The 25544-nt window shown below is 36.9% G+C and carries 33 protein-coding genes; 20 read left to right on the top strand and 13 right to left on the bottom strand.

Annotated elements, in window-relative coordinates:
- Positions 1–53 precede the first annotated feature (53 nt).
- The gene (locus tag ABNX05_RS10320; protein ID WP_349659646.1) at positions 54–806 is read left to right on the top strand and encodes a prepilin peptidase; all 753 of its coding nucleotides are present in this window, start codon (positions 54–56) and stop codon (positions 804–806) included.
- An 88-nt stretch (positions 807–894) separates the two neighbouring features.
- The gene (locus ABNX05_RS10315; RefSeq protein ID WP_349659645.1) at positions 895–1617 is read left to right on the top strand and encodes a gamma-glutamyl-gamma-aminobutyrate hydrolase family protein; all 723 of its coding nucleotides are present in this window, start codon (positions 895–897) and stop codon (positions 1615–1617) included.
- A gap of 421 nt (positions 1618–2038) precedes the next feature.
- On the opposite strand, the gene lexA is transcribed toward ABNX05_RS10315, so the two are convergent.
- The gene (lexA, locus tag ABNX05_RS10310; protein WP_349659644.1) at positions 2039–2656 is read right to left on the bottom strand and encodes a transcriptional repressor LexA; all 618 of its coding nucleotides are present in this window, start codon (positions 2654–2656) and stop codon (positions 2039–2041) included.
- Positions 2657–2819: 163 nt separating this feature from the next.
- Between lexA and yneA the strand changes: the two genes are divergently transcribed.
- Genes yneA through ABNX05_RS10295 form a run of 3 tightly spaced genes read left to right on the top strand, consistent with a single transcriptional unit; the run spans position 2820 to position 4180 of the window.
- Positions 2820–3137 carry a cell division suppressor protein YneA gene (yneA, locus tag ABNX05_RS10305; protein ID WP_349659643.1) on the top strand — a complete coding sequence of 106 codons (318 nt, stop codon included), beginning with the start codon at positions 2820–2822 and terminating at the stop codon, positions 3135–3137.
- The gene (locus ABNX05_RS10300) at positions 3134–3799 is read left to right on the top strand and encodes a YneB family resolvase-like protein (RefSeq protein WP_349659642.1); all 666 of its coding nucleotides are present in this window, start codon (positions 3134–3136) and stop codon (positions 3797–3799) included. Before yneA ends, ABNX05_RS10300 begins: the two co-directional genes overlap by 4 nt.
- A gap of 54 nt (positions 3800–3853) precedes the next feature.
- The gene (locus tag ABNX05_RS10295; RefSeq protein ID WP_349659641.1) at positions 3854–4180 is read left to right on the top strand and encodes a hypothetical protein; all 327 of its coding nucleotides are present in this window, start codon (positions 3854–3856) and stop codon (positions 4178–4180) included.
- A gap of 98 nt (positions 4181–4278) precedes the next feature.
- Here ABNX05_RS10295 and ABNX05_RS10290 read toward each other — a convergent pair whose 3' ends face one another.
- From ABNX05_RS10290 to ABNX05_RS10275, 4 genes are all read right to left on the bottom strand, one after another.
- Positions 4279–4818, bottom strand: a complete 540-nt coding sequence (locus tag ABNX05_RS10290; RefSeq protein ID WP_349659640.1) for a DJ-1/PfpI family protein — start codon at positions 4816–4818, stop codon at positions 4279–4281.
- Positions 4819–4881: 63 nt separating this feature from the next.
- Positions 4882–5394 carry a GNAT family N-acetyltransferase gene (locus ABNX05_RS10285; protein ID WP_349659639.1) on the bottom strand — a complete coding sequence of 171 codons (513 nt, stop codon included), beginning with the start codon at positions 5392–5394 and terminating at the stop codon, positions 4882–4884.
- A gap of 53 nt (positions 5395–5447) precedes the next feature.
- Entirely contained in the window at positions 5448–5885 is a 438-nt protein-coding gene (locus ABNX05_RS10280; protein WP_349659638.1) for a DUF3021 domain-containing protein, read from the bottom strand.
- Positions 5886–5890: 5 nt separating this feature from the next.
- A complete protein-coding gene (locus ABNX05_RS10275) occupies positions 5891–6343 on the bottom strand; it encodes a LytTR family DNA-binding domain-containing protein (protein ID WP_349659637.1) in 453 nt (150 codons plus the stop codon).
- Between the two features lie 244 nt (positions 6344–6587).
- Here ABNX05_RS10275 and ABNX05_RS10270 point away from each other — a divergent pair, with 244 nt between their 5' ends.
- The 8 genes from ABNX05_RS10270 (at position 6588) to ABNX05_RS10235 (ending at position 14654) form a co-directional block, all read left to right on the top strand.
- Positions 6588–7220, top strand: coding sequence for a CPBP family intramembrane glutamic endopeptidase (locus ABNX05_RS10270; RefSeq protein WP_349659636.1), 633 nt, complete (start codon positions 6588–6590; stop codon positions 7218–7220).
- 257 nt (positions 7221–7477) lie between these two features.
- Positions 7478–8305 (top strand): MerR family transcriptional regulator, encoded by an 828-nt coding sequence (locus tag ABNX05_RS10265; protein ID WP_349659635.1) that lies wholly within the window; start codon positions 7478–7480, stop codon positions 8303–8305.
- Between the two features lie 77 nt (positions 8306–8382).
- On the top strand, positions 8383–9525 hold the full coding sequence (locus tag ABNX05_RS10260; protein WP_349659634.1) for an agmatine deiminase family protein: 1143 nt from the start codon (positions 8383–8385) through the stop codon (positions 9523–9525).
- Between the two features lie 633 nt (positions 9526–10158).
- Positions 10159–10392, top strand: coding sequence for a DUF896 domain-containing protein (locus ABNX05_RS10255; RefSeq protein ID WP_079560654.1), 234 nt, complete (start codon positions 10159–10161; stop codon positions 10390–10392).
- Positions 10393–10445: 53 nt separating this feature from the next.
- Positions 10446–10583, top strand: a complete 138-nt coding sequence (locus ABNX05_RS10250) for a hypothetical protein (protein WP_349659633.1) — start codon at positions 10446–10448, stop codon at positions 10581–10583.
- Between the two features lie 226 nt (positions 10584–10809).
- On the top strand, positions 10810–12804 hold the full coding sequence (gene tkt / locus ABNX05_RS10245; RefSeq protein WP_349659632.1) for a transketolase: 1995 nt from the start codon (positions 10810–10812) through the stop codon (positions 12802–12804).
- Between the two features lie 183 nt (positions 12805–12987).
- Complete coding sequence (locus ABNX05_RS10240; protein ID WP_349659631.1) at positions 12988–13974, top strand: serine hydrolase domain-containing protein; 987 nt, start codon at positions 12988–12990, stop codon at positions 13972–13974.
- A gap of 20 nt (positions 13975–13994) precedes the next feature.
- The gene (locus tag ABNX05_RS10235; RefSeq protein WP_349659630.1) at positions 13995–14654 is read left to right on the top strand and encodes an HAD family hydrolase; all 660 of its coding nucleotides are present in this window, start codon (positions 13995–13997) and stop codon (positions 14652–14654) included.
- A gap of 52 nt (positions 14655–14706) precedes the next feature.
- Here ABNX05_RS10235 and ABNX05_RS10230 read toward each other — a convergent pair whose 3' ends face one another.
- The 5 genes from ABNX05_RS10230 to ABNX05_RS10210 all read right to left on the bottom strand — a co-directional run bounded on the left by ABNX05_RS10230 (position 14707) and on the right by ABNX05_RS10210 (position 18151).
- Positions 14707–15339, bottom strand: a complete 633-nt coding sequence (locus tag ABNX05_RS10230) for a response regulator transcription factor (RefSeq protein WP_349659629.1) — start codon at positions 15337–15339, stop codon at positions 14707–14709.
- Positions 15314–16351, bottom strand: a complete 1038-nt coding sequence (locus ABNX05_RS10225) for a sensor histidine kinase (RefSeq protein WP_349659628.1) — start codon at positions 16349–16351, stop codon at positions 15314–15316. The genes ABNX05_RS10230 and ABNX05_RS10225 overlap by 26 nt, the downstream gene beginning before the upstream one ends.
- The gene (gene liaF, locus ABNX05_RS10220) at positions 16348–17040 is read right to left on the bottom strand and encodes a cell wall-active antibiotics response protein LiaF (RefSeq protein WP_349659627.1); all 693 of its coding nucleotides are present in this window, start codon (positions 17038–17040) and stop codon (positions 16348–16350) included. The genes ABNX05_RS10225 and liaF overlap by 4 nt, the downstream gene beginning before the upstream one ends.
- Before the next feature lie 103 nt (positions 17041–17143).
- Positions 17144–17782, bottom strand: a complete 639-nt coding sequence (locus tag ABNX05_RS10215) for a PspA/IM30 family protein (protein ID WP_349659626.1) — start codon at positions 17780–17782, stop codon at positions 17144–17146.
- A gap of 15 nt (positions 17783–17797) precedes the next feature.
- Positions 17798–18151 carry a lmo0954 family membrane protein gene (locus tag ABNX05_RS10210; RefSeq protein ID WP_349659625.1) on the bottom strand — a complete coding sequence of 118 codons (354 nt, stop codon included), beginning with the start codon at positions 18149–18151 and terminating at the stop codon, positions 17798–17800.
- A 273-nt stretch (positions 18152–18424) separates the two neighbouring features.
- Between ABNX05_RS10210 and sirA the strand changes: the two genes are divergently transcribed.
- From sirA to ABNX05_RS10195, 3 genes are all read left to right on the top strand, one after another.
- Positions 18425–18850: a sporulation inhibitor of replication protein SirA gene (sirA, locus tag ABNX05_RS10205; protein WP_053483154.1), complete on the top strand. Its 426-nt coding sequence runs from the start codon at positions 18425–18427 to the stop codon at positions 18848–18850.
- A 102-nt stretch (positions 18851–18952) separates the two neighbouring features.
- Complete coding sequence (locus tag ABNX05_RS10200; protein ID WP_049668607.1) at positions 18953–19171, top strand: YneF family protein; 219 nt, start codon at positions 18953–18955, stop codon at positions 19169–19171.
- 162 nt (positions 19172–19333) lie between these two features.
- Complete coding sequence (locus ABNX05_RS10195) at positions 19334–19837, top strand: S-ribosylhomocysteine lyase (protein ID WP_349659624.1); 504 nt, start codon at positions 19334–19336, stop codon at positions 19835–19837.
- Between the two features lie 348 nt (positions 19838–20185).
- Here ABNX05_RS10195 and ABNX05_RS10190 read toward each other — a convergent pair whose 3' ends face one another.
- Positions 20186–21157, bottom strand: coding sequence for an alpha/beta hydrolase (locus ABNX05_RS10190; protein WP_349659623.1), 972 nt, complete (start codon positions 21155–21157; stop codon positions 20186–20188).
- A 256-nt stretch (positions 21158–21413) separates the two neighbouring features.
- Here ABNX05_RS10190 and ABNX05_RS10185 point away from each other — a divergent pair, with 256 nt between their 5' ends.
- From ABNX05_RS10185 to ABNX05_RS10170, 4 genes are all read left to right on the top strand, one after another.
- Entirely contained in the window at positions 21414–22598 is a 1185-nt protein-coding gene (locus tag ABNX05_RS10185; RefSeq protein ID WP_349659622.1) for an acetyl-CoA C-acetyltransferase, read from the top strand.
- Between the two features lie 23 nt (positions 22599–22621).
- Entirely contained in the window at positions 22622–22888 is a 267-nt protein-coding gene (locus ABNX05_RS10180) for a YqkE family protein (protein ID WP_349659621.1), read from the top strand.
- A 729-nt stretch (positions 22889–23617) separates the two neighbouring features.
- Complete coding sequence (locus tag ABNX05_RS10175) at positions 23618–23920, top strand: GNAT family N-acetyltransferase (protein ID WP_349659620.1); 303 nt, start codon at positions 23618–23620, stop codon at positions 23918–23920.
- Positions 23921–23949: 29 nt separating this feature from the next.
- Positions 23950–24120: a GNAT family N-acetyltransferase gene (locus tag ABNX05_RS10170; protein ID WP_349659619.1), complete on the top strand. Its 171-nt coding sequence runs from the start codon at positions 23950–23952 to the stop codon at positions 24118–24120.
- 27 nt (positions 24121–24147) lie between these two features.
- Here the strand turns inward: ABNX05_RS10170 and ABNX05_RS10165 are convergent, their stop codons facing one another.
- Together ABNX05_RS10165 and ABNX05_RS10160 are read right to left on the bottom strand one after the other, a co-directional pair.
- On the bottom strand, positions 24148–24618 hold the full coding sequence (locus tag ABNX05_RS10165; protein ID WP_349659618.1) for a VanZ family protein: 471 nt from the start codon (positions 24616–24618) through the stop codon (positions 24148–24150).
- Positions 24615–25514, bottom strand: a complete 900-nt coding sequence (locus ABNX05_RS10160; RefSeq protein WP_349659617.1) for an aldo/keto reductase — start codon at positions 25512–25514, stop codon at positions 24615–24617. The genes ABNX05_RS10165 and ABNX05_RS10160 overlap by 4 nt, the downstream gene beginning before the upstream one ends.
- Between the last annotated feature and the right edge of the window lie 30 nt (positions 25515–25544).

Here is a 25544-nt window from a genome sequence, read left to right as displayed (position 1 = left end):
TGGCGCGCATACTTCCAATGTATGGGCGTCTATTAGTATAGGAGGAAATAAAAATGGAGATTGCTTATACAATTACAGTTTTCATATTTGGGCTCTTTTTAGGCTCATTTTTTAATGTAGTTGGTTTACGCGTGCCTTTGAAGGAGTCCATTGTGCGTCCACCCTCTCATTGCACTTCTTGTAAGAGACAGTTGACGGCGCTTGATTTGGTACCTGTTTTGTCCTATGTATTTCTTGGGGGAAAATGCCGAAGCTGTGGGCAAAAAATTTCTTGGATTTATCCATTGATGGAACTTATAACAGGCATGTTATTTACATTTGCTTATTGGAAATTAGGCTTTAGTGCAGAATTTTTTGTAGCACTATTATTTATTTCATTATTAGTCATTATTGTCGTGTCGGATTTTGCTTATATGCTTATACCCGATAAAGTGCTATTATTCTTTTTACCATTGCTCGTTTTTGGACGCGTCATATCTCCTTTGTCTCCGTGGTGGGACAGTGTAGTTGGTGCTTTGGTAGGTTTTGGCATATTATATTGTATAGCTGTCCTATCAAGAGGTGGAATGGGTGGAGGCGATATTAAATTATTCTTTTTACTTGGTCTCGTACTCGGTACAATACATGCAATTCTTACACTATTTATAGCTGCTGTCATTGGCATGATTGTTGGAATAGTAGTGTTAAAAGTACGCGGACAGGGAAGAGAAACACCTATACCATTCGGACCTTCTATTGCTTTAGCTGCTATTATTATCTATTTCTATGGGGATGCGTTGATGAATTGGTATCTTGGGTTTTGGTAATTAATCAGTGGAGGAGTCCTTCGATGATTAATAGTCTTCAAGCTTTTATAGGTAGTTAATGCTAGATATAGATCATGGAGGGGATAAGATGAAACCAATTATCGGAATAACAGCCTTTGCGGAGGATGATTTGTCCTCAAGATTAAATGCTGCTTATAGCAAAAGTATAATTGAAGCTGGGGGTGTACCTCTTATAATTCCGATTGGAGTTGAAGAGGATGTAGCACAAATTTTATCGTTGACGGACGGATTATTACTATCGGGCGGATATGATGTACATCCATTTCTTTTTGGTGCAGAACCTACACCAAAGTTAGGGAAGATTCATCCGGAAAGGGATTCAGTAGAACTTTCATTGATTGAAGCCGCCTCTATTCGGAAAATGCCGATTTTCGGGATTTGTCGAGGGATTCAAATGCTGAATGTTGCATTTGGAGGCACACTCTATCAGGACATTGATAGTGAATATCATAGTAAAAAATTAATAAAGCATACGCAACAAGCGGCACGGGGCGTTGCTACACATCATGTTCATCTAACACCGGATACATTATTAACAACAATTATCGAGGAAGAAAAAATAGCGGTAAATTCATTTCATCATCAGGCAATAAACGCAGCAGCAGAAAAATTGAAAGTGGCAGCCAAATCAAGTGATGGTATCGTTGAAGCCGTCGTACACGAAGATTTACCATTTTGTCTAGCAGTACAATGGCATCCTGAAGAGCTAGCCATTGTAGGTGATGAAGCATCAAAAAAATTATTCTATGCATTTGTAAAGGCGAGTTTGAAATTCAAGGTAGAGGCATAAAACTTTATAAGCATTACGGAATAGAATTTTGTATAAATGGCAAGATAACCTTGGTAATAAACATGAAAAATAGATGTATGCCATAAAAGCGGCTCATCGGACGCCCTTAGGAAGCTCTGCGCGAAAGCGAAGCGGCAGCGGCAAATGTTTTAACTGTGCGAAAGCGAAGCGGCAGCAACAAATGTTTTAACTGTGCGAAAGCGAAGAGGCAGCAACAAAGCGCCCGGCCGGAACGAAAATCACCCCCACGTTATGGGGATGAGCTTTTTTAAATTAACTAAAGACATTGCTAGAGGGAAGAATCCATTATACAGTGGGTTCTTTTTTAGTGTATAAAAAGGCACTCAAAAATAAGAAAAAGAGGTATATGCCCATTTGTGAACATAGAATCCTCTTTTTGTACGCTGCTATTGAGATACTTTTAATGAACACGACGATAAAGACCTACAACATGGCCCAAAATAGAAACTTGGTCTACGATAATTGGCTCCATTGTTGCGTTTTCAGGCTGTAAACGGAAATGACTTTTTTCCTTAAAGAAACGCTTTACAGTTGCTTCATTCTCTTCAGTCATTGCAACTACAATATCACCATTATCAGCTGTAGATTTTTGTTTAACAATAACTAAATCTCCGTCTAAAATGCCAGCTTCGATCATTGATTCACCCATAATTTCTAGCATAAATAACTGATCTTCACTTGTACCATAAATATCCGGTAGCGGGAAATATTCATCGATATTTTCAACAGCAGTTATCGGAGAACCTGCAGTAACTTTCCCAACAAGTGGGACATGTATAACATGTTGCTTTTGAATAGAATCCTCTGGCTCTAGAATTTCAATGGCACGTGGTTTAGTTGGGTCGCGTCGGATTAAGCCTTTTTGCTCCAAACGAGCTAAATGTCCATGAACTGTAGAGCTTGAAGCAAGTCCAACTGCTTCACCAATCTCACGTACAGATGGTGGATACCCCTTTGTGCGTACCTCTTCTTTAATGAAATCTAATATGGCCTCTTGTCTTTTCGAAACTTTTTTCATGATTGCTCACCTCTTTTTTCTAGTCATTCTACTTATTAGTAGTATAGCAGAATGCGAACACTTAAGCAAACATAGGTTCGAAAAGTGTTTGACAAAAACGTTTGTTCGCATTATTATAAGAACATATATTCCGAACAAACATTCTTGAAAAGGGGTTATACACATGAACTGGTTTAAAAAAAATCCACATATTACAACTTTATTAGGAGCTTGTCTACTATTTACAGCATATCTTTTTATAACAGATCCAGGGGATGTCACATACGCAGAAATTGAAGTCGAACATGGTGATAGTTTATGGTCGTTAGCCGAACAATACCGTGGTAAAATGAAATCGGATGAATGGATTAAGCTTGTTAAGGCAGAAAATGAATTATCGAACGTACGAATTATTGCAGGTAATTCTCTAGTGATTCCAGTAGTGGGTGACGACCAACCCAATTCTATAAATTCAATTGAAATTGCGAGAAATGTAAAATGATAACAAAACAACAATCGGCTGTTGTCTATTGCCGTGTGAGTACAGAAAAAGAGACACAAAGCTCCTCATTAGAGCGACAGGAGGAGGAGTTAGTACGCTATGCTAGAGAACAGGGCTACGAAGTGAAACTTGTTTTTAAGGATAAGCATAGTGGCTATGATGTGGAACGAGAAGGATTACTAGAAATGCTCGATTTCATAAAAGAAAAAGAAGTAACAGCATTATTTGTGCAGGATGAAACACGTTTAGGACGTGGAAATGCTCGAATGGCCGTTTTGCATTTATTGCAGAAAACTGAAACTAATGTTTTCTCTATGCGAGACGAGGGACCTGTACAATTAAATGAAATGGATACGATGCTCCTAGAAATTTTAGCAATTGTAGAGGAGTACCAGCGTAGAATCCATAATGCTAAAATACGTCGTGGCATGCGTCGGGCAGTTGAAAATGGCTACCGCCCTGAAAATAATTTATCTAACCGAGGAAACCCAAACGGCCAGGAACGTAAAGATGTCCCTATAGAAGAGATCGTTAAACTCCGCAATCGAGGCTTCACATTTGAGGAAATAGCTATGACTCTTAGGGGGCTAGGCTTTGACGTAAGCAAAGCCACTGTCCATAGGAGATATCGGGAACATTTAGAGGGTAACGAAATAAAGTAACGTTTTAATCAGTGGGAGTTTTCCTACTGATTTTTTTCTTTTTAAAGGCTTTATATGAAGGTGAAGGAACGAGTAGTGACGGATAGAGCAGTGAAAAACGTGGATAGAAACGTCAAAGTGACGGATAGAACAGCGAAAAATGTGGATAGAAACGTCAAAGTGACGGATAGAGCAGTGAAAAACGTGGATAGAAACGTCAAAGTGACGGATAGAACAGCGAAAAACGTGGATAGAAACGGCAAAGTGACGGATAGAACAGCGAAAAACGTGGATAGAAACGGCAAAGTGACTGATAGAACAGCGAAAAACGTGGATAGAAACGCCAAAATGACTGATAGAACAGCGAAAGAATGTCCAACAGATTGGACATTTTGGAAATAAAATAAGAGAAGTAGCCATTTCTACCTCTCTTGCTCAATATTCTCTAGAAACTTGCCATCTTTTATTGTAGTAATCTTTCATATCATTTAGAGCTTTTTTTATTCTTTGTACCAATCTTCATCAAACGAGAGATGTAGGGCTTTCCCCACAGTAATCCCAAATTGTATAAATCCTCTACCTCTTGCAGTTATGATGTTTCCATCTTGGACAACTAGGTCTTCAGAGAAATGATTAAGATCGAAGAAGTCTAATTTTCTTATAACTTCTAGCGGCAATCCAACAGTATACTTTCTGTTTTTTAATACTCCGGCTTTCGCTAAAAGAGATGGAGAACTAGAGATACTTGCAATTGTTGCTCCTTTGGCATGCGCATTACCAATAAAATCAATTAATTTTTGCTCATTTATTAGTAAAGCTATATCCATACAGCCTGGTAGCAATAAGCTATCGATTTCGTCAAGATTAACTTCACTTATTTGTGTATCGGCTATACAAGATAACCCAGATTCCCCTTTAATTTTTTCAGTGTTTAACCCAACAGTTACAATGGGTTTATCTCCTTGCATTAATATAGATAATGCTACACTCAATTCATATTCACTAAATTGGGGATACAATAATACAGCTGTCTTTTTCATATAATTCTCCCATCTATTTTAATACGACGATGTAGATCTTGAAATAGCCGAAGTGAAAATATCTTATATCCATTCCTCATCTAAGACAGCATAATAGTATTCATCCCACCACTCATCTCCATGTGGAATACATTTTTTAAAATAACCTTCGCGTCTCATGCCAATTTTCTCCATCACTTTATAGGATGGGATATTTTCCGGCTGGCAAGTTGCAATAATTCTATGCAGTTTCATTTCTTTAAATCCATAGTCCAGTACAACTTTTGCAGCTTCTGAGGCGTATCCATTGTTGTAATAGCTCGGATTCAATACCCAGCCAATTTCATACGTATGATCACCAAAGTATTGATGGAAAACAATATGGCCAATAACAAAATTTTCACTTAGTAAAATAATAGGGAAGTGTTTTGCTTTTTCACCGCTATTTTCTGAAACAAACTTTTTTGCTTGCTCCTCATTAAAAACGCCCTCTGGAATATACTTCATCACAGTTGGATTTGAAGTATATTCATAGACAGCTTGCCAATCTTGAACTTCGAACTCTCTTATTAATAGTCTGTTCGTTTTGATAAACATTTCATTTTCCCCCTTGTATTGAAATTTCACATTAGTTTTCTCTTAATAAAAAATTATAGGATATTATTTTTATTTATTAGCTCATCAATCTTTTTATTCATTTTTTTCACTTCAGATTGGTTATATAAATAAAATAACAGCCAAATAAGAGTAAAGAGCAAAACACTAAAAAATAGCATTAACAAAGTTATTGCTAGAGATGATGTTGGAAGCCATTTTAAAGATAGCGCAACAACAATAAAAGTACCTATAGAAATTGCAAAATGGATAGCTGTTTGTAGTAAAAACGTTAAACGTTCTACTTGGTAAATAAGGGATGGTAATACACAAGCTAGTCCCACAATAATTGAACCTAGAGCCTGATGTGTAAAATCAGCCGTAATAGCTTCTAAAAAAATCTCTCCAAAAATCCAAGAACCAAAAAGATTAATCAAAACAAAAACTGTACACCCCATACTTACACCAAATGCTACATTTTTAAAAAAATGCATATAACTTAAACCCCCAAACGCTTTTTAAATTGCTTTCGATAATTACGAGAAATAATTTCTTTGATTCCTAGAACTAGCTCAATCTCCAATGTTCCATTAAATGAAGCTTCGATATTTTTAACTTTTGCTAGATTTATAATTGCAGATTTAGAAATCCGAATGAAATTATTCCCTAATTGTCGCTCTAATTCATATAAAGGTTTATTTAAAATGAGACGATTATCAGCTTCATCATATAAAGCTAATTCTCTTCCTTCCGTTCGAATAACAATTATTGAATTTGGATCAATGATATATGTTTTATTATTTGCTATCCCTGTTAAAATTTGTTCTTCTTGCTCTTGTTGCAATAAAGAAATAGCAGCTTGTATCGTAGGCGTAAGTTTTGCTGTACAAATTGTTACATGCGGCTCTTCATACTCGGAATCTATTTTTACCTCTATTTTCAGCTTGATCACCTCTTGAAAAAAATTATAGCATATCCATCATTTAGGGGAATGCAGGTCATGCTTTGAAAAAGGCATCTTAGACAATCATAACAACATGTTACTCCGAACGTATTGTTGGCAAATATTTCGTTCGTTATATTGAATTCAGATAAGATGTACATCAAACGAAATAGAGGTCTAAACAAAATTAGAACATGAATTTTTCGAAGAAATGAGTATTCGGCTAGTTCATGATTAGGAGGCTAGGGATATTATGAATGAATTGACTACTTCAAGTGAAAGAAATAAAACTAGTTGGATCTTAGTAAGTATTTCAACGATGCTTACAACTAGTATCATTTTTTGGTATTTTAATAATCCAGAAGGTTTTATAGAAAATGGAATTGGCTTTAGGGTAGAAGTATTTTCAAATGTTTTTATTTGGATTTTTTCGCTTTTTATCATATCGGGATACATTGCTTATACAATTAGTGCATTACCTTTCGTAAAAGCACATTTATTTACAATTTCTTGGCTTAAAGTAATTGGAATATGGGCTGCAATTGTAACAGGGATAGTAGAAGAAGTTGTTTTTAGACATTTACTTATGGAATACTTATTAACAATTGGATTTTCAGACGTGACACAAATACTATTTTCAGGGATACTCTTTGGTATTGCTCACGGTGTGTGGCTACTTTTGAAAAGGGATTGGAAGTTTGCATTACCTGCTATTATAAGTACCACAATATTAGGAAGTCTTCTCGCAGCGCTTTATATTGTAGCTTCACGAAGTACCTTTGCACCAATCGTAGCTCATATTTTAATTAATATGTTTATTGAACCATGGCTAATGTTATCTGCAGTTTCTGGAAAATGGGATGATAACGGAAAAAGAACAAATTGATTATAAATATGTAAAAATTAATTTTAATGAATGTGTAGAAATGACAAATGACAGCGAGTCTGGTTATTGCCGCTTGCATATGGATGCCGAAATACCTGTATTGAAGTTTAGATATACCAGTACTTTTCAATGCCTTAAGGAATACGCTCTTACTTCACATTCTTGCTTTTTGCGAGAAGCTATTGATATCATAAACTTCAGACATTTTACTACCGATTTCACCTGAAAAATATAATTACAATACGTAAGGGAGAAGTATGTACACAATCAGCAGATTTTCACAGCTTTGCAAAATGAGTGCTCGCATGTTACGACACTATGATAAGGAAGAACTTTTGAAACCAGTACTTGTAGATTCAACAAACGGTTACAGATATTATGACCAGAGCCAATTAGAAACGGCATTACGAATCAAGAAACTAAAAGAATATAGATTTTCTCTAACCGAAATTAGAACGATCCTCCAATCATCAGACAGTACAATGTTTATCGGCATGATACAAACGAAAATAGATGAAATATCAAACGAAATGAGTCGAAATAGACAGATTATTACGGAGATGCAAGAATTGATTGAAAAGAAAGTGAATTTATTACAAGGAATAAGAAAATCATATGATATATCGCTTGGAATAAGAAGCGAGATCAGTGTCGTAAGTCAAAGATTGCAAATTAATATTGATGACATGGACAGGTATATTGATTCCCTTTACGAAAAGGCGAAAGATAGTAATATTCAGTTACTTAGTGTTCCCTCAACCATTTTTTTTGATGAAGAGTTTACCCCTGAACAATGTGATATTGAATTAATAATTCCAATCATTCGTAGAAATGACGAAAAAATATCAGGAGAATGGCAAATAAAAAAACTTCCCCAAAATATTGTTGCTACTACTTTGCATTTCGGAAGTTATGACTATATCGGATACGCACACATGGCGCTTGAAGAGTGGGCAGAAAGCAATGGCTACAGCATGGATGGTCCACCATATGAAACCTACTTGAAAGGTTCAGAATGTGACTGTCATGAAGAGGAGTATGTGACGCAAATTAGCTTTCCCGTCTGCAAAAGGCCGATGCAATAATTGCTTGACCTTCACACTATGTCAAACCTTATTCTATTTCCAAGAGAAAACTATAAAAACTTAAGGAGATCTTGGTTATGAAAAAATTTATTGTATTTTGCGCAGGGGCTGTATTAACGGCTGGGTTCATTATGGGAGGGTGTAATCCGAGTAAAGTAGAGGGAAGCGAATACGTGAAAAAACAATACGTAGGTAAGTATACAATGCCAGATGAAAGCAGCGAACATGAAGGTACGTGGTTACAATGGCCACATTCCTTTACATATGGTAAAGGTTATGTAGAAAAGATTGAACCAATTTGGATTGAGATGACGGCTGCCCTTAGCGAAGGAGAAAATGTCCATATTATCGCTTATGATGAATATGAAAAGAATTATATTTATGACCTTCTGTATGATGAAGGTATAAATATGGATAAAATCGATTTTTATATTGTTCCTACTGACGATGTATGGGCAAGAGATACAGCACCAATTTTTGTATATGATAAAGATAACAATATGAAACTCATGGATTGGAGATTTAATGGGTGGGGTAAGAAAACACCATATAAAAAAGATGCTTTAATACCAAGTGTTCTTAGTAAGCAGTTAGGTATGGAACGAATAAATCTAAATAGTGTGGTACTCGAAGGCGGAGCATTTGAACTGGATAGTAATGGTACTTTTTTATCAACACGTAGTGCTGTTATTAATAAAAATCGAAACCCTAAACTATCTGAATCAGAAATTGAGGAGTATGTGAGAGAAAATCTTGGCGCTACTAACTTTATTTGGTTAGATGGTGTGCCAAACCTAGATATTACAGATTTTCATATAGATGGTTTTGCAAAATTCCATGATAAATCTAAAATCATTACAATGAAAAAGGATGATTTAGAAGAATGGGGTCTCTCCAATAAGGATATTAAAACATTAATGCATGCAAAGAATTCTTCCGATAAGCCATATCAGTATGTGTATTTACCAATCAGTAAAAATAATGTAGTTTTAGATAACGGAAAGAATTTGAAGTATAAAGGGTCATATGTAAATTATTATATTGGGAATACAGTTGTGTTAGTTCCAAATTATAATGACCCTAATGACAAAATAGCAAACGATATAATCCAAAAACTATACCCTGATCGTAAGGTAATCGGTATTGATGTAAGGGAGCTTTATAAAGATGGTGGTATGATTCATTGCGTTACACAACAACAACCAGTCAATTTAAAGTGAAAGAGTTTATACACCTAATCTCAACAAAATTGAAAACAATGCATACCATTATTTAGCGAACTGGATGTTGATATGCTCCCTATTAGGTAGACAGATAAAAAATAAAAATCTGTTATCTAAGGGGAGTATTTTTTTATGATCCGAAGTAAGCATAAGCATCTGAGTTGTGATATGTAAAGAAATATAAAATATCACCAACTATTTTATAAAGTTGCTGAGATCGTCTTTAAATGGAAGGAGAAAAATCGAAGATGTAACTGAAAGACTACAGTTAAAGCTTATCTATAGAAAAATATTCTTTATAAGAGTGTGTTCGAAACTACTCCATTTCTGATATACGTGTTTTTCGAAAATGAATTCATAAGTATTCTAGTCATAGTGAATTAAAAGAATTAGGTAAAGGAATGAACAAAGCTATGACTAAAGGGAGAAAAATAACCATTGATAAACGTATTCAAATAGTAGAATGTTTAAAGCACCCGGAAAATTATCAGTTAACAGTGCAAACTTAGATTGCACTACTTTAAAGAATAAAGTGATACTTGAAAGGTTGGTATTACTGCATTTTCAGGGAATACATGCTATACTTTGCATACCATATTCATTAAGATATGTATTGAAAGGTGTGTAATTATGTTATCAAAAGAAAAAATTAACCGAATCAATGAACTTTCTGCTAAGTCTAAAAATGGTACATTAACAGAGGCAGAAGCTAAAGAGCGAACAGCGCTTCGTAAGGAATACCTAGATACATTTAGAGCAACGATGCGTGATACAATTGAAAACGTAAAAGTGGTAGATGCTGAAGGAAATGATGTAACACCAGAAAAAGTTAAACAAGCGAAAAAAAATAAATTTCTAAATTAATGTGTCACATTTAAATCAATTACGCCTCGGCGTAATTGCGTCTGGATTTTGAATTGTGCTTAGGCCTGCACGAGGGCCGACACGATGTCGGTCATTTCGGTAATGCCACAGGACGTGGCGTTTTTACCGATGCATGTCAGTTAGCCGTTTTCGCAGGACGCGAAGGTTTTATGCTAACAACTTTATATTAATTCCTTTCAAAATCCGAACATCCGCCGGAGGCATTATCTTTATTCAGTTAGTCTCATACGGTTTCACTGCTGTGAAAATATTAAATTTAAAATAAATATTTCTACTGAATAAAGATAAAGTATGTAATAAAACATAAATAGTATAACAAAAATATTGTTTTCTGAAGCAATGTTGACTAAACTGTATAAGAACAATATATAGGACGAGAAAGGATGTCACAAAATAATGACTCAACATGCGGATCAACTAGCGATTAATGCTATCCGAACTTTGTCAATCGATGCAATTGAAAAAGCAAACTCAGGTCACCCAGGTTTACCGATGGGGGCAGCGCCAATGGCTTATACGCTTTGGACAAAACAACTTCGCCATAATCCGGCTAATCCAAAATGGTATAACCGCGATCGTTTTGTACTTTCTGCAGGTCATGGCTCTATGCTTCTATACAGCCTACTTCACCTTGGGGGCTACGGTTTACCAATGGAAGAAATTCAAAACTTCCGTCAATGGGATTCATTAACTCCAGGACATCCTGAATATGGTCATACTGTAGGAGTAGAGGCAACAACAGGTCCTCTAGGTCAAGGTATTGCTATGACAGTTGGTATGGCAATGGCTGAACGCCATTTAGCAGCTACTTACAATAAACCTGGACATGACATCGTTGATCACTATACATTTGCACTTTGTGGCGATGGCGATTTAATGGAAGGTGTAGCAGCTGAAGCTATCTCTTTAGCAGGTCACTTAAAACTTGAAAAGTTAATCGTTTTATACGATTCAAACGATATTTCTTTAGATGGTGATTTAGAAAAATCATTCTCAGAAAATGTTCAAAAGCGTTTTGAGTCTTATGGCTGGAACTATTTAAAAGTTGCTGATGGTACAGATGTTGAAGCAATTAACGCAGCTATCGAAGAAGCTAAAAAATCAACTGGCAAGCCAACAATTATCGAAGTGAAAACTGTTATCGGTTTTGGTTCACCAAACAAATCAGGTAAAGCTGCTTCTCACGGTGCACCACTTGGTCAAGATGAGGTCGTTTTAACAAAAGCTGCTTATGAATGGGCGCACGAGCCATTCCAAATTCCTGCTGAAGCCTATGATACATTTGCAGCAGCTGCTGAAGTTCAAGGAGCACAACCTGAAGAAGCTTGGAATGCTAAGTTTGAAGCATATAAGCAAGAGTTCCCAGAATTAGCGACGCAATTTGAAAACGCAATGGATGGTCAATTACCGGAAGATTTCGCTTCAGAATTACCAGTTTATGAAGCAGGTAAATCAGTAGCAACTCGTTCTTCTTCAGGAGATGCAATCAATGCAATTGCGAAGAAAACACCATCATTCTTCGGTGGTTCAGCTGACCTTGCTGGGTCAAACAAAACTACGATGAAAGACGCTGGAGATTTCTCTGCAGATGATTATGCTGGCCGTAATATTTGGTTCGGTGTACGTGAATTTGCAATGGGTGCTGCTATGAACGGTATGGCACTTCATGGTGGTCTAAACGTATTCGGTGGTACATTCTTCGTATTCTCTGATTATGTTCGTCCAGCTGTACGTCTTTCTGCATTAATGGGTCTTCCTGTTACTTATGTATTTACACATGACTCAATTGCTGTAGGGGAAGATGGTCCAACACACGAACCAATCGAACACCTTGCATCTTTACGTGCAATGCCTAATTTATCTGTTGTTCGTCCAGCTGATGCAAATGAATCAGCAGTTGCATGGGAGCTAGCAGTAGCATCTGAAAAAACACCAACTGTTTTAGTATTATCTCGTCAAAACTTACCTGTTCTTGACGCATCTATTGATACAGTGCGTGAAGGTGTTACAAAAGGTGCTTATACAGTATCTCCTGCTACAAAAGAAGTGGCGGATGCCATTTTAATTGCAACAGGCTCTGAGGTTTCACTTGCAGTTGAAGCACAAAAAGCACTAAAAGCTGAAGGCGTGGATGTGGCAGTTGTTTCAATGCCATCGATGGATCGCTTCGAAAAGCAAGACGCAGCTTATAAAGAATCTGTTCTTCCAAAAGCTGTAACAAAACGTTTAGCAATCGAAATGGGCGCATCATTCGGCTGGCATAAATACACTGGTTTTGAAGGGGACGTTCTTGCAATTGACAAGTTCGGCGCTTCTGCACCAGGTGAATTAGTAATGGAAAAATACGGATTCACAGTAGAAAATGTTGTAGCGAAGGTTAAAGCTCTATAATTTATTAAATACCGCAATACTCAGTAAGGGTTAAATCTCCACTGAGTGTTGCGGTATTTTTTCGCGTTAAAAGGATTCGATTAAGGGACATAAACTTTTGTGGTGTTATTTCCCATTTGATATACAATGATAGTATGAGTTTTTAGAATATTTTAGTGATGTTCGCAAAAGGGGTGTTTTTAAATGAAGCTACAAAATATAGTTACACAAGTAAAGGGAACTTTTTCAGAATTAGATTGTACAGGTGGCGGAGTCATTATTTATAAACAGGGTCAAACTGTACTAGAAGAATATTTTGGTGTACAAGGGCGACAAAAAGACGCGATGAGGGTAGGTCCACATACTCTTTTTCATCTTGCTTCAGTTCGCAAAACTTATGTAGGATTTGCTGTAGCATATGCGATTTATCATAACTATATTGCCTCAATAGATGATAAATTAAGTGATTATTTAAAAGATGAAAAAGTCTTTGCAGATGTGTCGATTAGACACCTTCTAACACATACTCACGGTTTGCGTCTACAAAATGAAAAAGTAATGAAAGAATTTAAAGCAGGATATAACTGGGCATATCGAGATATCAATGTAGAATTACTTGCCAAAGTTATTTTTAAGGTCACTGGAAAAACTATTGCAGAAATTGTAAATGAGCAAATATTTCAGACATTGTCTTTTACTGAGACAAATTGGTTTAGTGAAAAATGGGAACAACATGTAGAAGTAATACATAATGATAGTCCATTTTGGTATAAAAGCGATGTTTGTGATGGCAGCAAAATGAATATGTATAGCTCTTTAAGAGAGCTAGCTAAGTGGGGACAAGTGCTTCTTGATAAAGGGAGAATGAATGGAAAACAAATGATACCTGAAGAAATCATACAGCTAATGACGACAATTCAATCTCCTATTTCTAAACCAAAGAATCTACCAACTAATGGTTTTTTCTGGTTTGTTCAGCCTCAACAAAGAGAGGGGAATACAGAGTTAAGCCCAGTATTGCCACAAGGAAGCTTTCAACTACTTGGTTACACAAGTGTTGCAATATTGGTAATTCCAAATAAAAATATTACGGCAGTTCGTGGATTTAATAGCTTTGGTTCACCTAAAGGTTTTGATTATATTAAGGATATTCATGATTTTGGTTCAACAGTGTATCAATCAATTCTATAAAAATAAAAGGAGAGCTAGGTATGAAAAAGTATAGCATTGTTTTATTTGATTTAGACGGCACACTATCTGATCCTAAAGTAGGGATAACGAAATCTGTCCAATACGCTTTACAAAAAATTGGTATAGTTGAAGAAAACTTAAATAAACTTGAAACGTTTATTGGGCCGCCTTTACAAGTATCATTTCGAGAAATATATGGATTGGATGATGTTCAAATTCAGCAAGCGATTGCCTATTACCGTGAACGATTTATTCAAATCGGCATGTATGAGAATAAATTGTATCAAAATATATCCTTATTATTAGAATATTTACGGAAAGAGGGATATCAGTTAGCGATCGCTACATCTAAGCCAACTGTATTTGCAGAAAAAATTTTACAATATTTCAATCTAGAAGATTTTTTTGACCTCGTAGCAGGTAGTAATTTAGATGGTACACGTTCAGCTAAAGGAGAAGTTATCGCATTCGTACGCGAACATTTTGATGAAGTCAATATCGATCAATTTATTATGATTGGTGATCGTAAATACGATATTGTAGGGGCACATGAAAATCAAATGGATTCGATCGGTGTTACTTATGGCTATGGCTCACTTGACGAATTAACGGATGTACAAGCAACATACATAGTTAACAGTGTAAACGAGCTTCAAGAAATTTTTAATAGATTAGGGTAAAAAATACGAAACTGCATTGGTAGAAATGCAGTTTCGTATTTTTTGGAAAATCTCACTTCGCTAGACCGTTTTGAAAAGCGTAGACAACCGCTTGCGTGCGATCTTGAACATCCAGTTTCGCTAAAATATTGCTGACATGTGTTTTTACAGTTTTTAATGCAATGAATAGTTCATCGGCGATTTCCTGATTTGCTTTGCCTTGAGCCATAAGCAATAATACTTCCATTTCACGATCGGTAAGCTGCTCATACAGTGGGGTACTAGAGCCATGGCGCATACGATGCATCATTTTTGATGTTACTTCTGGCTCTAAAACAGTTTCGCCACCCATTGTTTTACGAATGGCATCGGCGATTTGCTTTGCATTTGACGTTTTTAAAATATAACTGACTGCACCAGCCTCTAATGCAGGATAGACTTTGTCATCATCTAAAAAACTTGTCACCATCATAATTTTTGCTTCTGGCCATGCTGCTAAAATTTCAGCTGTCGCCTCAGCTCCTGTCATGACGGGCATTACATTGTCCATTAAAATAATATCTGGACGCAAGGCGAGAGCGCGTTCCACTGCCTCTTTGCCATTTTCAGCTTCACCTACAACGGTGATATCTGGTTGTGCTGACAAATAGGCAGATACACCGATACGCACCATCTCATGGTCATCCACTATTAACACTTGAATCATTCACTTCAACCTCCTTTTGTAAAGGGATTTTCACCTCTACAATTGTACCTTCCCCAGGCACTGAAACAATTTTGTACATACAGCCTATCTCTACCGCACGTTCAGCAATGTTTTGTAGACCATAAGAAGTAGATTTATCGGCTTCGACATCAAAGCCGAGGCCATTGTCCTGAATACGCAAAATTGCTAAATCATCGCGGGCAACGAGCAATAACTCAACTTCGCTCGCTTTGGCATGACGTAGCGTATTCGATAATGCTTCCTGTGCAATACGGAATAAATGATCCTCTTCCGCTTTGGATAACGACATTTCTTCAAGTTCATATTCAATATGAAAAAATACCTTTTGCTGTAGCTCAATAATTAGTTCCTCAAGACCTTGTGCCAGCGTTTTATTATGCAGAGCAACTGGGCGTAAGTGTAATAATAATGCACGCATTTCAAGCTGTGCCTGTTGCACAATTTTTTCGACCTGCTTTAAGCTCGTAGCATTTTCATCGGTTTCGGTTAAGGCTGAAAGTAACATCGAAGCTGCAAATAATTGCTGTGATACTGAATCATGGAGCTCGCGAGCAAGACGTTGACGTTCAGCAACAATACGTTCTTGAATAATTTTATCATTAGCTTCTGCACGTTCATTCGATAAGCGTTGTAAGCTTTTTCGTTGCGTATCAATTAATTCACTTGTTTGAACTAAAGCTTTCTTCAAGGGTTTTGGTAAAGGTTGCTTTTTAGGTAAGACAAAATCCGGTTCTACTAACTGTTTCACGATACGGGTTGCCTGAGCCTCTCTAGCACGAGCAGTCATACTAATCCAGCTTGCAATCATTAAACTAAGCGCAAAAAGAATAACGACAATAAAACCACCGAGTGGAATATTATTATAATTCTGTTGCCATAAGGGCTCCCATGTCTTCTCGTTTGGCTCGCCCCAAACAACGACAAGGAGGCCAAATGCAGCACTCATCAATATAAAAAGTAGGGTAAATATTCTTGAGATAAAGGCAATCATTTGCGTAGCACCTCCAAGTCCCCAAGCCATGTTGCAACATGTATAACAAGGGTACGCTTTGCATCCTCAGGGTTTCCATCTGAGAAACTTACACTTTCATTGAGTATACGTTGTGGACCAACATGTAGGCACTTTAATTCACCAAACAATGTTGTATAGTGTAAGCGGAATGGAATTTCATATGGGATATAAATTTGTACCTTACCAATCCCTTGTCGAATCGTAATAATACTTGTGCCGGTAGGTAAAATTGTTTGTGTTGTATCAATCGTAATGTCGCCTGCAAGTCGTTGTATTTGGACATCTTGCCATTTATAAGCTTCTACTGGTGCCGCTAATGTTCCGAATAATTCACTTTTTGTAGCAGGAAGCTTTTCGAAAAGCTCCGCACCAACAACTTTGACCGTGTTTTCTCTTTGCAAGTATTGATAGAGCATATATAAAAGAATAATGACGATAAATAAGCGTAAACTCCACATCGTAAAGAGTGCAATCGAAATAAAGAAAATTCCCGTCCATTTAAAGAAACGATTTTTTTTCGAGAAACTTAAATAAAGAAGTCCTACTCCAATCAATAGACAAAAGGCGCCACCGTTATTAAAAATTGTGAGCTCGACAAAAACGAGTAAAAAGAAGCATAGTACCCAAAAAGTGAGCTTATTAGTTGTGAAATTTTGCAAGAGGGTCACCCTTCTTTCTACTAAGAGTATAAGAGAGGGAATGGGTCCCTCTATTTCAAAACGTGAAAGAATGCGCCTCTAAATACGGCGCATTTCTTTTTATTATAACATGTTATTTATTTTCAATTAGCAGTGGTGCGTTATCTTCTGCGACATTTTTTTCAAGCTGTGCAAGACGAGTTTCGAAAGATGTTATTTCATGATCTTTGTCGATTTGGTAAGCAAGCTTATCGATGTATGATTCTAAATCTTCAAAATTGGTTTTATTGTTTTTAGCAATCATCCCGTCCATTTGATGGTGAGCGCGTGTGACATTTTCTTTGCCCATAAGCTGCAATTGACGTACTTTCATATCTTTAATTTTGTGTTTCATCGTTTCAAATTTGCGTTCAAGTTCGAAGTATTCACGTGTGCTTGCTTCAATACTAGTTTGTAATATATTGTTACGTGCTGTGTAAGCAGCTACTTCATCCGTAGCAAAATCGATTAAATCTTGCTCACCGCTAGTAGTCGCTAATTTAAGTTGAGCTTCACGTTTAGCTAGTAAATCTGCATTTTGCTTAAATTCCTGCTCTAGTTTTTCCTTTAATTGACCTTGACGTTCTAATAATTTTCCAGTTTGCTCTGTTTGTTTTTCAGCTTCGCGAATGTATTGGTTTAACATCGCAATTGGATTTTTTTGTTCTTTCTTATCAAATAAATGATGCAAGTCTGCCTCTATTGTATATTTAAAACGTTGAAATAAGTTCATGTTAATTCGCTCCTTTTATTTTGTTAAGTTAGACCATTCTTTTTCAAAGTTAGTAAACGGATCTTCTTCTTTAGCTTCAATTGTTGGGATTTTTACATCTTCGTTGTTCCATTTTTTATAGATAACGTAGATGACAGCGATTGCTGCTAAACCAATCATTGCTGGGATATTAGATATTGCTGATAGAACACCTATCAGACCTACTGTAACCCATAAGATTTTGCCGAATGACGATTTACTCGCAGTGTAGAAGTGCATACCGAGTGCTACAAATAATCCTGAAAATAGTAGCCCTGCAAGCGGTCCAGTTAAAGCGAGTGCAACACATCCTGCGATAAAGCCTCCTATTAGTAGAAAAAATTTTCTCATATGTTCTAGCTCCTTTCGTTGATACCTTTATATTACCTATTAGCGCGCTTTGCTAAAACGGACTGGAAATTGATTTTACTCTAGGTCTTGAGGCTGAGAGTATTCTAAGTACTATAAAAAAACGAAAATGCAATTAGCCATAATGTAATTAATAGAACTGAAAGTAGAAAGTTTTCGACAAAAATAGAAGATGAATGCCTCCTTCTTTTGACAAATTAAAGAGTTTGGATGAGCTATACTTATGAAAAAGAAATGAGCGAAGGAGGATTTCTAGTGAGAACCTATTCCATATATAAAATAAAAGAAGAGCATTTAACGTTTATTTTCGGCAGAGAGCGTAAGTTGTTAGAAATGATGCAAGGCTGTGAAGACGCTAACGAGAAATCCTTAAAAGAACTCGCATATATATGTGAAACCGTTCGCTTCGATGAGATAGCTACGATGCTAGAGGCGCAACTAGATTCCAAGTATGCACATTTAGAGAGAGCTCGAAATGCATTATTTTTAGAACATCCTATAAAAGGAAAAATGGCTATTTATTTAGTGGAACGCAAAATTTGTGTCTATTGTGAGGGTTCACGGATGCTTGATTTGGATCTATTCCAAATGCTTGCAAAGATGAGCGAACGCTTTATTGCATTTAATAAACAAGATAATGAGTGTGGGTGGCTAAAGCCAATGAAGTATACAATGCATTAGGAAAATTCACTACAATATATAGTAACACGCTAATATTTGGTGTATAATGGAGCGTGGAGAGTTTTTTTCTCGGTATATATTGTAGTGGAGGAGGTTGGTTGTATGCCTACATGGGGCTGGATTATTATTGTAATTATCGCATTAGCAGCGGGCGCAGCACTTGGGTTCTTTTTAGCTCGTCAAGCTATGATGAAATATTTAAAAGAAAACCCACCGATTAACGAGCAAATGATTCGTATGATGATGGCGCAGATGGGTCGTACGCCGTCTGAAAAGCAAGTACGCCAAATGATGTCACAAATGAATAAATTCCAAAAATAATTGGAATTTTTAAAAAGCAACTAGTCCAAGCCTGGGCCAGTTGCTTTTTTAAGTTTTTTTAGTGGTATCTACCACAAGCCGAATATTCGAATTAAATCGATTTTTACGAATAATATAAATAATTTGTAAAAAGCATATAATTCTATCGGAAAACTCGTTATAATGGAAATATTCTATTTAAAGGAGTTGTGTGCATTGCAGAAAGAAAAAACAAATGTTGAAAGCTTTGATTTAGACCATACGAAAGTAAAAGCGCCATATGTACGTTTAGCAGGTGTTAAATCAGGAAAAAAAGGCGATGAAGTGTACAAATATGATATTCGTTTTAAACAGCCTAATAAAGAGCATATGCAAATGCCTGCATTACATTCCTTAGAGCATTTATCGGCTGACATTATCCGCAATTACTCTGATCATATTGTTGATTTCAGTCCAATGGGATGCCAAACGGGCTTTTATGTATCACTAATCAATCACAATGATTACGAAGACTTATTGAATATTTTAGAAAAAACATTTACAGATGTAACAAAAGCCACTGCAGTTCCAGCGTGCAATGAAGTGCAATGCGGCTGGGCAGCTAGCCATAGTCTAGAGGGTGCACAAGCGTTAGCTAAAGAATTTTTAGCAAAACGCGATGAATGGCATATCGTTTTTGCAGAATAAAAAAATTAAAAAACCTTGCGTGAAATGAATGCACTGCACCCTAATTGTTAGACCATTTAACAATTGGAGGTGGAGTGCATTATTGCATAGTTTTTCATGATGTTTGTGAGAATCGTGCTGCTTTGCTTTCACACGGATACAGTGTTGATGTTTGTACTATCGCTATAAATTAAAGAGACATGCTATGTGAATTGGTTGATTGGAGCGCAGCAAAGCGGCTCATCGGACGCTCCCAGGAAGCTCTGTCTGTGCGAAAGCGAAGTGGCAACAACAAAGCGCCCACGGAACGGAAATCAACCCTACTTTTTGCAGAAGAACTATACTTTAAAATGAAACCTATTGATACAACTAAAAATGAAATGGAATGACATTGGACGAAGAAGAATCACGATTAATTTTTTGGTAGATGAAGTTTTCTAAAAAATCATGGATTAAATCCTCATATTCAGCCATATTTTCATTAAAGGATTGAGCATGAGCACCATTATCAAACAGCTGTAGCTTCTTAGGTCCAGTTTTTTTATTGTATAAATCCAATGACATGGAAGCTGGAATAAATGTGTCAGGGATACTATGGATAAAGAGTACAGGCTTATTAATATTTGACACAGCCTCAGAAGGAGTCACACTTTTAAAGGAATAACCGTCTCGTAAGCGGACGAAGAAATCGGCAAAACGAATAGGAATAATCGAACCGTATTTAAATTCTGTTTTCGCAATTTGTTTTAACAACATTGAAAAATCAGAGAACGCACAATCAGAAATATAGAAATCCGCACCGTCCTCTACAGTTCCTGCATATAGGAGCATTGTTGCGGCACCCATCGATTCACCATGAATACCAAGAAGAGCATCTTCACCAATCATTGCCTGGACAGTTTTGACAACTGCGTCAAGATCATTTTTTTCATAATAGCCGTAGCTAGTCGTTTTCCCACCTGTTTCCCCATGCCTACGATGGTCAAAAATAACGGAATTGTATCCAAGACGTTCAAAAAGTCGAGCGTACTTGACAGAGTTAATTTTATTTTCCGTTACGCCATGGCAAATAATGATGGTATTGTTTGTTTCCAAAGGCTGAAACATAATACCGCGAATCGTATAGCCATTTGGAGAATCAATATTTAATTCACATTTTAAATTTTTATTGTACCAAGCTTCGTCAAAACGTTTTGCAGTCGTTTCACGTTCACGAACAAATTCAGGATCCTTTTGCTTAATGAACATTAATTTATTGGAGAGCGCGAAGCCAAACAGACCTGTTGCTGCTGCGGCAAGCGTCGTCGTTATACCTGAAAATAAAAGCATTTTCTTTTTCATTATTAACACCTCCACGTCCTGTTTCTTTTGTTGTCTAGGCATACAAACGACATCTTTCGTATGCATGCACATTGTTTAATTGTAATGTTCCCAACTGAGATTGTTTAAAACACGTCAACATTTTACAATATCTTTGGCAAAACTGCGATTATTTCTATTATCGAAAATCGTCAAAATATTTGTTAAAATAGATATATCTGCTAGTAGCATATGCATGCAGTGTTCATTTTTGAACGGGGAAAAGGGGAGAATGTTTATGACAAATGAGGTAGTAATAGTAAGTGCAGTACGTACAGCTATTGGTTCATTTCAAGGAACATTAAAGGACGTACCAGCGACAAAATTAGGGAGCATAGTTATTAAAGAAGCATTAGCACGTGCTGGTGTAGCAGGTGAACAAGTTGACGAGGTCATTATGGGGAATGTCTTGTCAGCTGGACTTGGACAAAATCCAGCTCGTCAAGCAGCAATTGCAGCAGGTTTACCACATGAAGTATCAGCATTAACAATTAATAAAGTATGTGGCTCAGGACTAAAAGCTGTTCACTTAGCGACGCAAGCCATTTTAGCTGGGGATGCGGATATTGTCGTTGCAGGTGGCTTTGAAAATATGAGCCAAGCACCGTATGTATTAAAAAATGCACGAGAAGGCTTCCGCATGGGGGATCAAAAAGTAGTAGATACGATGATTCATGACGGTTTATGGTGTGCCTTTAATGACTATCATATGGGCGTTACAGCTGAAAATTTATGTGATATCTATGAGATTTCTCGTGAGGAACAAGACGCCTTTGCAGCACGTTCACAACAGCGTGCAGAAGCGGCAATTACAGCAGGAAAGTTTAACGATGAAATCATAGCGGTTGAAATTCCTCAGCGCAAGGGAGATCCTATTGTTTTTGATAAGGATGAATTCCCGCGTCAAGGTGTTACAGCTGAGTCTCTATCTAAACTACGTCCTGCCTTTAAAAAGGATGGTTCTGTGACAGCTGCAAATGCATCGGGCATTAATGATGGCGCAGCGGCGGTCGTTGTCATGTCGAAAGAAAAAGCGGAAGCGCTAGGCATTCGACCAATGGCATTAATTACAGCAAATGCAAGCGCAGGTGTTGACCCAGCCATTATGGGAACAGGCCCAGTAACGGCAGTAAAGAAAGCATTAGCAAAGGCTGATGTAACATTAGATACTATAGATTTAATTGAAGCGAATGAAGCTTTTGCAGCTCAATCGATTGCTGTAGATCGCGAACTAGGCTTTAATCATGATAAACTAAATGTGAACGGGGGAGCAATTGCCCTTGGTCATCCAATTGGTGCAAGTGGAGCACGTATTTTAGTAACGCTGTTACATGAGATGGAAAAGCGTGATGCAAAAACAGGTCTCGCAACGCTATGTATCGGTGGTGGGCAAGGTGTGGCAACAATTGTCAAGCGCCCTTGAAGTGAATAAGAAGGTGAAATGCAATGGGAAAAAAACGAAAACAACAGCAACGCGTAGATAGTAGCATAACAGCTAGTCTACCAAAGCAGGAGGCAGTGACATTAGCCGATCAGCTAGGCGGTGATGTGCTAGCCAAATTAAAAGCTACAAAGCAAGATTTAACAGTGAAAGAACAAGCTGCTGAAGAAGAACGTCAAGCAAAGCTAGCCTTTGAGCGCAAGCAACGCGAAAAAAACAAATCGTTTGAAGAACTACTAAACGAATACGGCGATAAAGGCTCGAAATTCTAAAGAGAAACAGTGAATCCAAATGCATGCGGATTCACTGTTTTTATGTTTTATCGGAACATTACTGATTTCTTTGCTAGAAAGAGCTTGTTTTTCGATAAAAGCCCAAAAAGTTTCGATAAAATGAGATTTTGTTTCGATAAAAGCTCAAATAGTTTCGATAAAGAGCGATTTTGTTTCGATAAATCCCGGATGTGATGCTCTGTAAATTTTTAAGTACACGATTAAATTCAGGAGAGTTTAATTGGACTTGTTTCATTTTAAATTGCTCCCTCTTCTTACTTATATGCTGTTGTAACAACTTCGACAATCAAACACTTTCGTAAGGTTTACTTCAACATGTGTTTCGTAGTGAAAGTGAAAGTCAGCTACCAATGCCTTTTGACTAAAAGTGTAGGTAGTGAAATGAATGCGATTTAAGCAAAATCGGAATCGTTTTCAATTTTATTGTACGATCTCGATTAGGAGAATTTATTACTTCTTAATAGATAAATTATAATTTCTCTATTATTGCTTTACTGACTAAAAGTTGGATATTTCGTTTTATAAGCAAATTGCCGTGTAATATGTTGATTGTAGTGGAGGCTGAATAAAAGCGCCCAGCCGGAACGGAAATCAAGCCCACTCTATGGTGATTAGATCAAAATTTATTTAAAAAATAAAAAACGGGAGACGCTGCCAATACATATATCTCTTAATAGTTTTAGATAAATCTAAGATAGGAGAGAAAAAATGATTGAAATAAGCACGAAAAGATTAAGACTAATCCCATTAAACGCAAAGTGTTTAGAATTACTAATTAATGAAGAAAAGACATTGGAAATAGAACTGTCAGTGAGTAGTAATGAAGTTTTTCTTGATGAAGAACTAAGGCAAGCTTTGATGTTTAGACTATCAAAAGTATTAGAAGATCAAGAAAATTATATTTGGTACACGAATTGGGTAATCGTATCGAAAGAAAAAAACTGTATCGTTGGTGGCATTATGTTAAAAGGTCTACCGAATGAGCAAGGTGAAGTCGTAATCGGATATTAACATTTCCACAGTATCAGGGAAAGGGATACATGACGGAAACTGTTAGGCTGATGAAAGATTGGTTACTTAGTCAATCTAATGTTAAGTATGTGATTGCTGACACTGATAAAAATAATATTGCCTCCCATAGAGTATTACAAAAAGCAGGTGCAACGTTATATTCAGAATCTGAAGAATTATATTTCTGGAAATTCGTATAACATCATACTAAAAGACAAAGGGTGCTTTTAACGCGCCCTTTGTCTTTTAAAAATCTTCCTCACCAGCACTACAATCCCAACAAATACAATTGCTCCAGCAGTATCCAAAATAACATCCTGTCCGCTCATCGTGCGTCCGGGAGTGAAGCTTTGACGTAGCTCATCAAGAATTGCAATAATAGCTGTCCCGGCAATAGCGACTCCTGCGGCGAACCGACGTTTTCCCCATACAAAGTAAATGCCAAGTGCGATGCAGCCGAATCCAGCAAAATGCGTGAATTTCCGAATTAAAAATTCTACAAACTTAAAGTAACCACGCTCTTCAACGGAAACAACTGTATCCCAATATGGTATTTTTAAAACAGATAATTGCTTTTCAAACGGCTTATTTACTAATATATGCTCCAACTCAGGAATAATAGACTGTTGCTCATAGGTCATACTGGAGGAAATCGCAAGTACTACTAAAAATACGATTAAGATAAGCCATTTTTTCATCGGTGATCCATATATTGTTCGGCTTTCGTTAGCTCTTTGATAGCTTTAAAATCTATTATCGAATCAATTTTTTCATAGGCAACTAGTGTTTGCGCCAGCTGTTCTTGTGAGCTTGCACCGATTACTGTTGAGGCGATAGTAGATTCCTTTAGATTAAAGGCGATTGCTAGTGCATGTAAATCGTCATAATGTGAAGCTAAACCTGTTAATGTTGCTGTTAATTCGTCCGCTGTGTAAGTGTTAAAGCCATTGACACGCTGTAAACGTTCTTTCCAACTATTCGTTAGTAAACCCTTTGCAACAGTCCCACGCGTTACAACGGAAGCCCCTTCATTTGCGATAAAGTCGAGCCATTCCTCTGGACGACGATCTAAAGCACTATATTGCATCATGACACTTTTTGCAGAGCTTGCTGGTAAAAAACGCTTTAGTACATTTGGGCGAATAGAGGAAATACCATATTCTCGAATTAATCCATCCTTTTTCAAATTTTCAAAAGTGTCGATAATTCCATCCCAATCGTCCTCTATTGTACCGCCGTGTAATTGGTAAACATCAATATAATCAGTACCTATACGTTTTAAGCTAGCATGTAAAGCCTCCTTTATATAAGACGGAGATGCATCCCAATGCCAACCTTCTACACCTTCTGTCCATCGATTACCCACTTTCGACGCGACTATAACATCTTGACGGCGCTTTCCTAAAATAGCGCCGATCATTTCTTCATTTGCCCCAAAATCATATAAATCGGCTGTATCGATGTAATTAATGCCTGCATCTAATGCCATATCGACGATTTTAGAAGCCTTTATCTTATCTGTCGAAAGAGACATGCCCCCTAAACTAATCTCTGAAATAAACAAGTCACTTGAGCCAAGCTGTCTTTTTTTCATACCAATGCCCTCCTTCGATTTCTCTACTTG

This window comes from Lysinibacillus zambalensis, assembly GCF_040183165.1.
Lineage (GTDB): Bacteria > Bacillota > Bacilli > Bacillales_A > Planococcaceae > Lysinibacillus > Lysinibacillus zambalensis.
This window is presented reverse-complemented; position numbering and strand designations above follow the sequence as displayed.

Excerpts from the sequence above, each read along its gene's own strand:
- ABNX05_RS10210 (WP_349659625.1), bottom strand. The coding sequence starts at position 18,151 with ATGAGAAAATTTTTTCTACTAATAGGAGGCTTTATCGCAGGATGTGTT.
- ABNX05_RS10315 (WP_349659645.1), top strand. The coding sequence starts at position 895 with ATGAAACCAATTATCGGAATAACAGCCTTTGCGGAGGATGATTTGTCC.
- ABNX05_RS10295 (WP_349659641.1), top strand. The coding sequence starts at position 3,854 with ATGAAGGTGAAGGAACGAGTAGTGACGGATAGAGCAGTGAAAAACGTG.
- ABNX05_RS10195 (WP_349659624.1), top strand. The coding sequence starts at position 19,334 with ATGGAAATATTCTATTTAAAGGAGTTGTGTGCATTGCAGAAAGAAAAA.
- yneA (WP_349659643.1), top strand. The coding sequence starts at position 2,820 with ATGAACTGGTTTAAAAAAAATCCACATATTACAACTTTATTAGGAGCT.
- ABNX05_RS10190 (WP_349659623.1), bottom strand. The coding sequence starts at position 21,157 with ATGAAAAAGAAAATGCTTTTATTTTCAGGTATAACGACGACGCTTGCC.
- ABNX05_RS10180 (WP_349659621.1), top strand. The coding sequence starts at position 22,622 with ATGGGAAAAAAACGAAAACAACAGCAACGCGTAGATAGTAGCATAACA.
- ABNX05_RS10165 (WP_349659618.1), bottom strand. The coding sequence starts at position 24,618 with ATGAAAAAATGGCTTATCTTAATCGTATTTTTAGTAGTACTTGCGATT.
- lexA (WP_349659644.1), bottom strand. The coding sequence starts at position 2,656 with ATGAAAAAAGTTTCGAAAAGACAAGAGGCCATATTAGATTTCATTAAA.
- ABNX05_RS10235 (WP_349659630.1), top strand. The coding sequence starts at position 13,995 with ATGAAAAAGTATAGCATTGTTTTATTTGATTTAGACGGCACACTATCT.
- ABNX05_RS10255 (WP_079560654.1), top strand. The coding sequence starts at position 10,159 with ATGTTATCAAAAGAAAAAATTAACCGAATCAATGAACTTTCTGCTAAG.
- ABNX05_RS10260 (WP_349659634.1), top strand. The coding sequence starts at position 8,383 with ATGAAAAAATTTATTGTATTTTGCGCAGGGGCTGTATTAACGGCTGGG.
- ABNX05_RS10290 (WP_349659640.1), bottom strand. The coding sequence starts at position 4,818 with ATGAAAAAGACAGCTGTATTATTGTATCCCCAATTTAGTGAATATGAA.
- ABNX05_RS10270 (WP_349659636.1), top strand. The coding sequence starts at position 6,588 with ATGAATGAATTGACTACTTCAAGTGAAAGAAATAAAACTAGTTGGATC.
- ABNX05_RS10200 (WP_049668607.1), top strand. The coding sequence starts at position 18,953 with ATGCCTACATGGGGCTGGATTATTATTGTAATTATCGCATTAGCAGCG.
- ABNX05_RS10280 (WP_349659638.1), bottom strand. The coding sequence starts at position 5,885 with ATGCATTTTTTTAAAAATGTAGCATTTGGTGTAAGTATGGGGTGTACA.
- ABNX05_RS10215 (WP_349659626.1), bottom strand. The coding sequence starts at position 17,782 with ATGAACTTATTTCAACGTTTTAAATATACAATAGAGGCAGACTTGCAT.
- ABNX05_RS10175 (WP_349659620.1), top strand. The coding sequence starts at position 23,618 with ATGATTGAAATAAGCACGAAAAGATTAAGACTAATCCCATTAAACGCA.
- ABNX05_RS10300 (WP_349659642.1), top strand. The coding sequence starts at position 3,134 with ATGATAACAAAACAACAATCGGCTGTTGTCTATTGCCGTGTGAGTACA.
- ABNX05_RS10160 (WP_349659617.1), bottom strand. The coding sequence starts at position 25,514 with ATGAAAAAAAGACAGCTTGGCTCAAGTGACTTGTTTATTTCAGAGATT.
- ABNX05_RS10265 (WP_349659635.1), top strand. The coding sequence starts at position 7,478 with ATGTACACAATCAGCAGATTTTCACAGCTTTGCAAAATGAGTGCTCGC.
- ABNX05_RS10230 (WP_349659629.1), bottom strand. The coding sequence starts at position 15,339 with ATGATTCAAGTGTTAATAGTGGATGACCATGAGATGGTGCGTATCGGT.
- ABNX05_RS10185 (WP_349659622.1), top strand. The coding sequence starts at position 21,414 with ATGACAAATGAGGTAGTAATAGTAAGTGCAGTACGTACAGCTATTGGT.
- tkt (WP_349659632.1), top strand. The coding sequence starts at position 10,810 with ATGACTCAACATGCGGATCAACTAGCGATTAATGCTATCCGAACTTTG.
- ABNX05_RS10225 (WP_349659628.1), bottom strand. The coding sequence starts at position 16,351 with ATGATTGCCTTTATCTCAAGAATATTTACCCTACTTTTTATATTGATG.
- ABNX05_RS10170 (WP_349659619.1), top strand. The coding sequence starts at position 23,950 with ATGACGGAAACTGTTAGGCTGATGAAAGATTGGTTACTTAGTCAATCT.
- ABNX05_RS10320 (WP_349659646.1), top strand. The coding sequence starts at position 54 with ATGGAGATTGCTTATACAATTACAGTTTTCATATTTGGGCTCTTTTTA.
- ABNX05_RS10285 (WP_349659639.1), bottom strand. The coding sequence starts at position 5,394 with ATGTTTATCAAAACGAACAGACTATTAATAAGAGAGTTCGAAGTTCAA.
- ABNX05_RS10240 (WP_349659631.1), top strand. The coding sequence starts at position 12,988 with ATGAAGCTACAAAATATAGTTACACAAGTAAAGGGAACTTTTTCAGAA.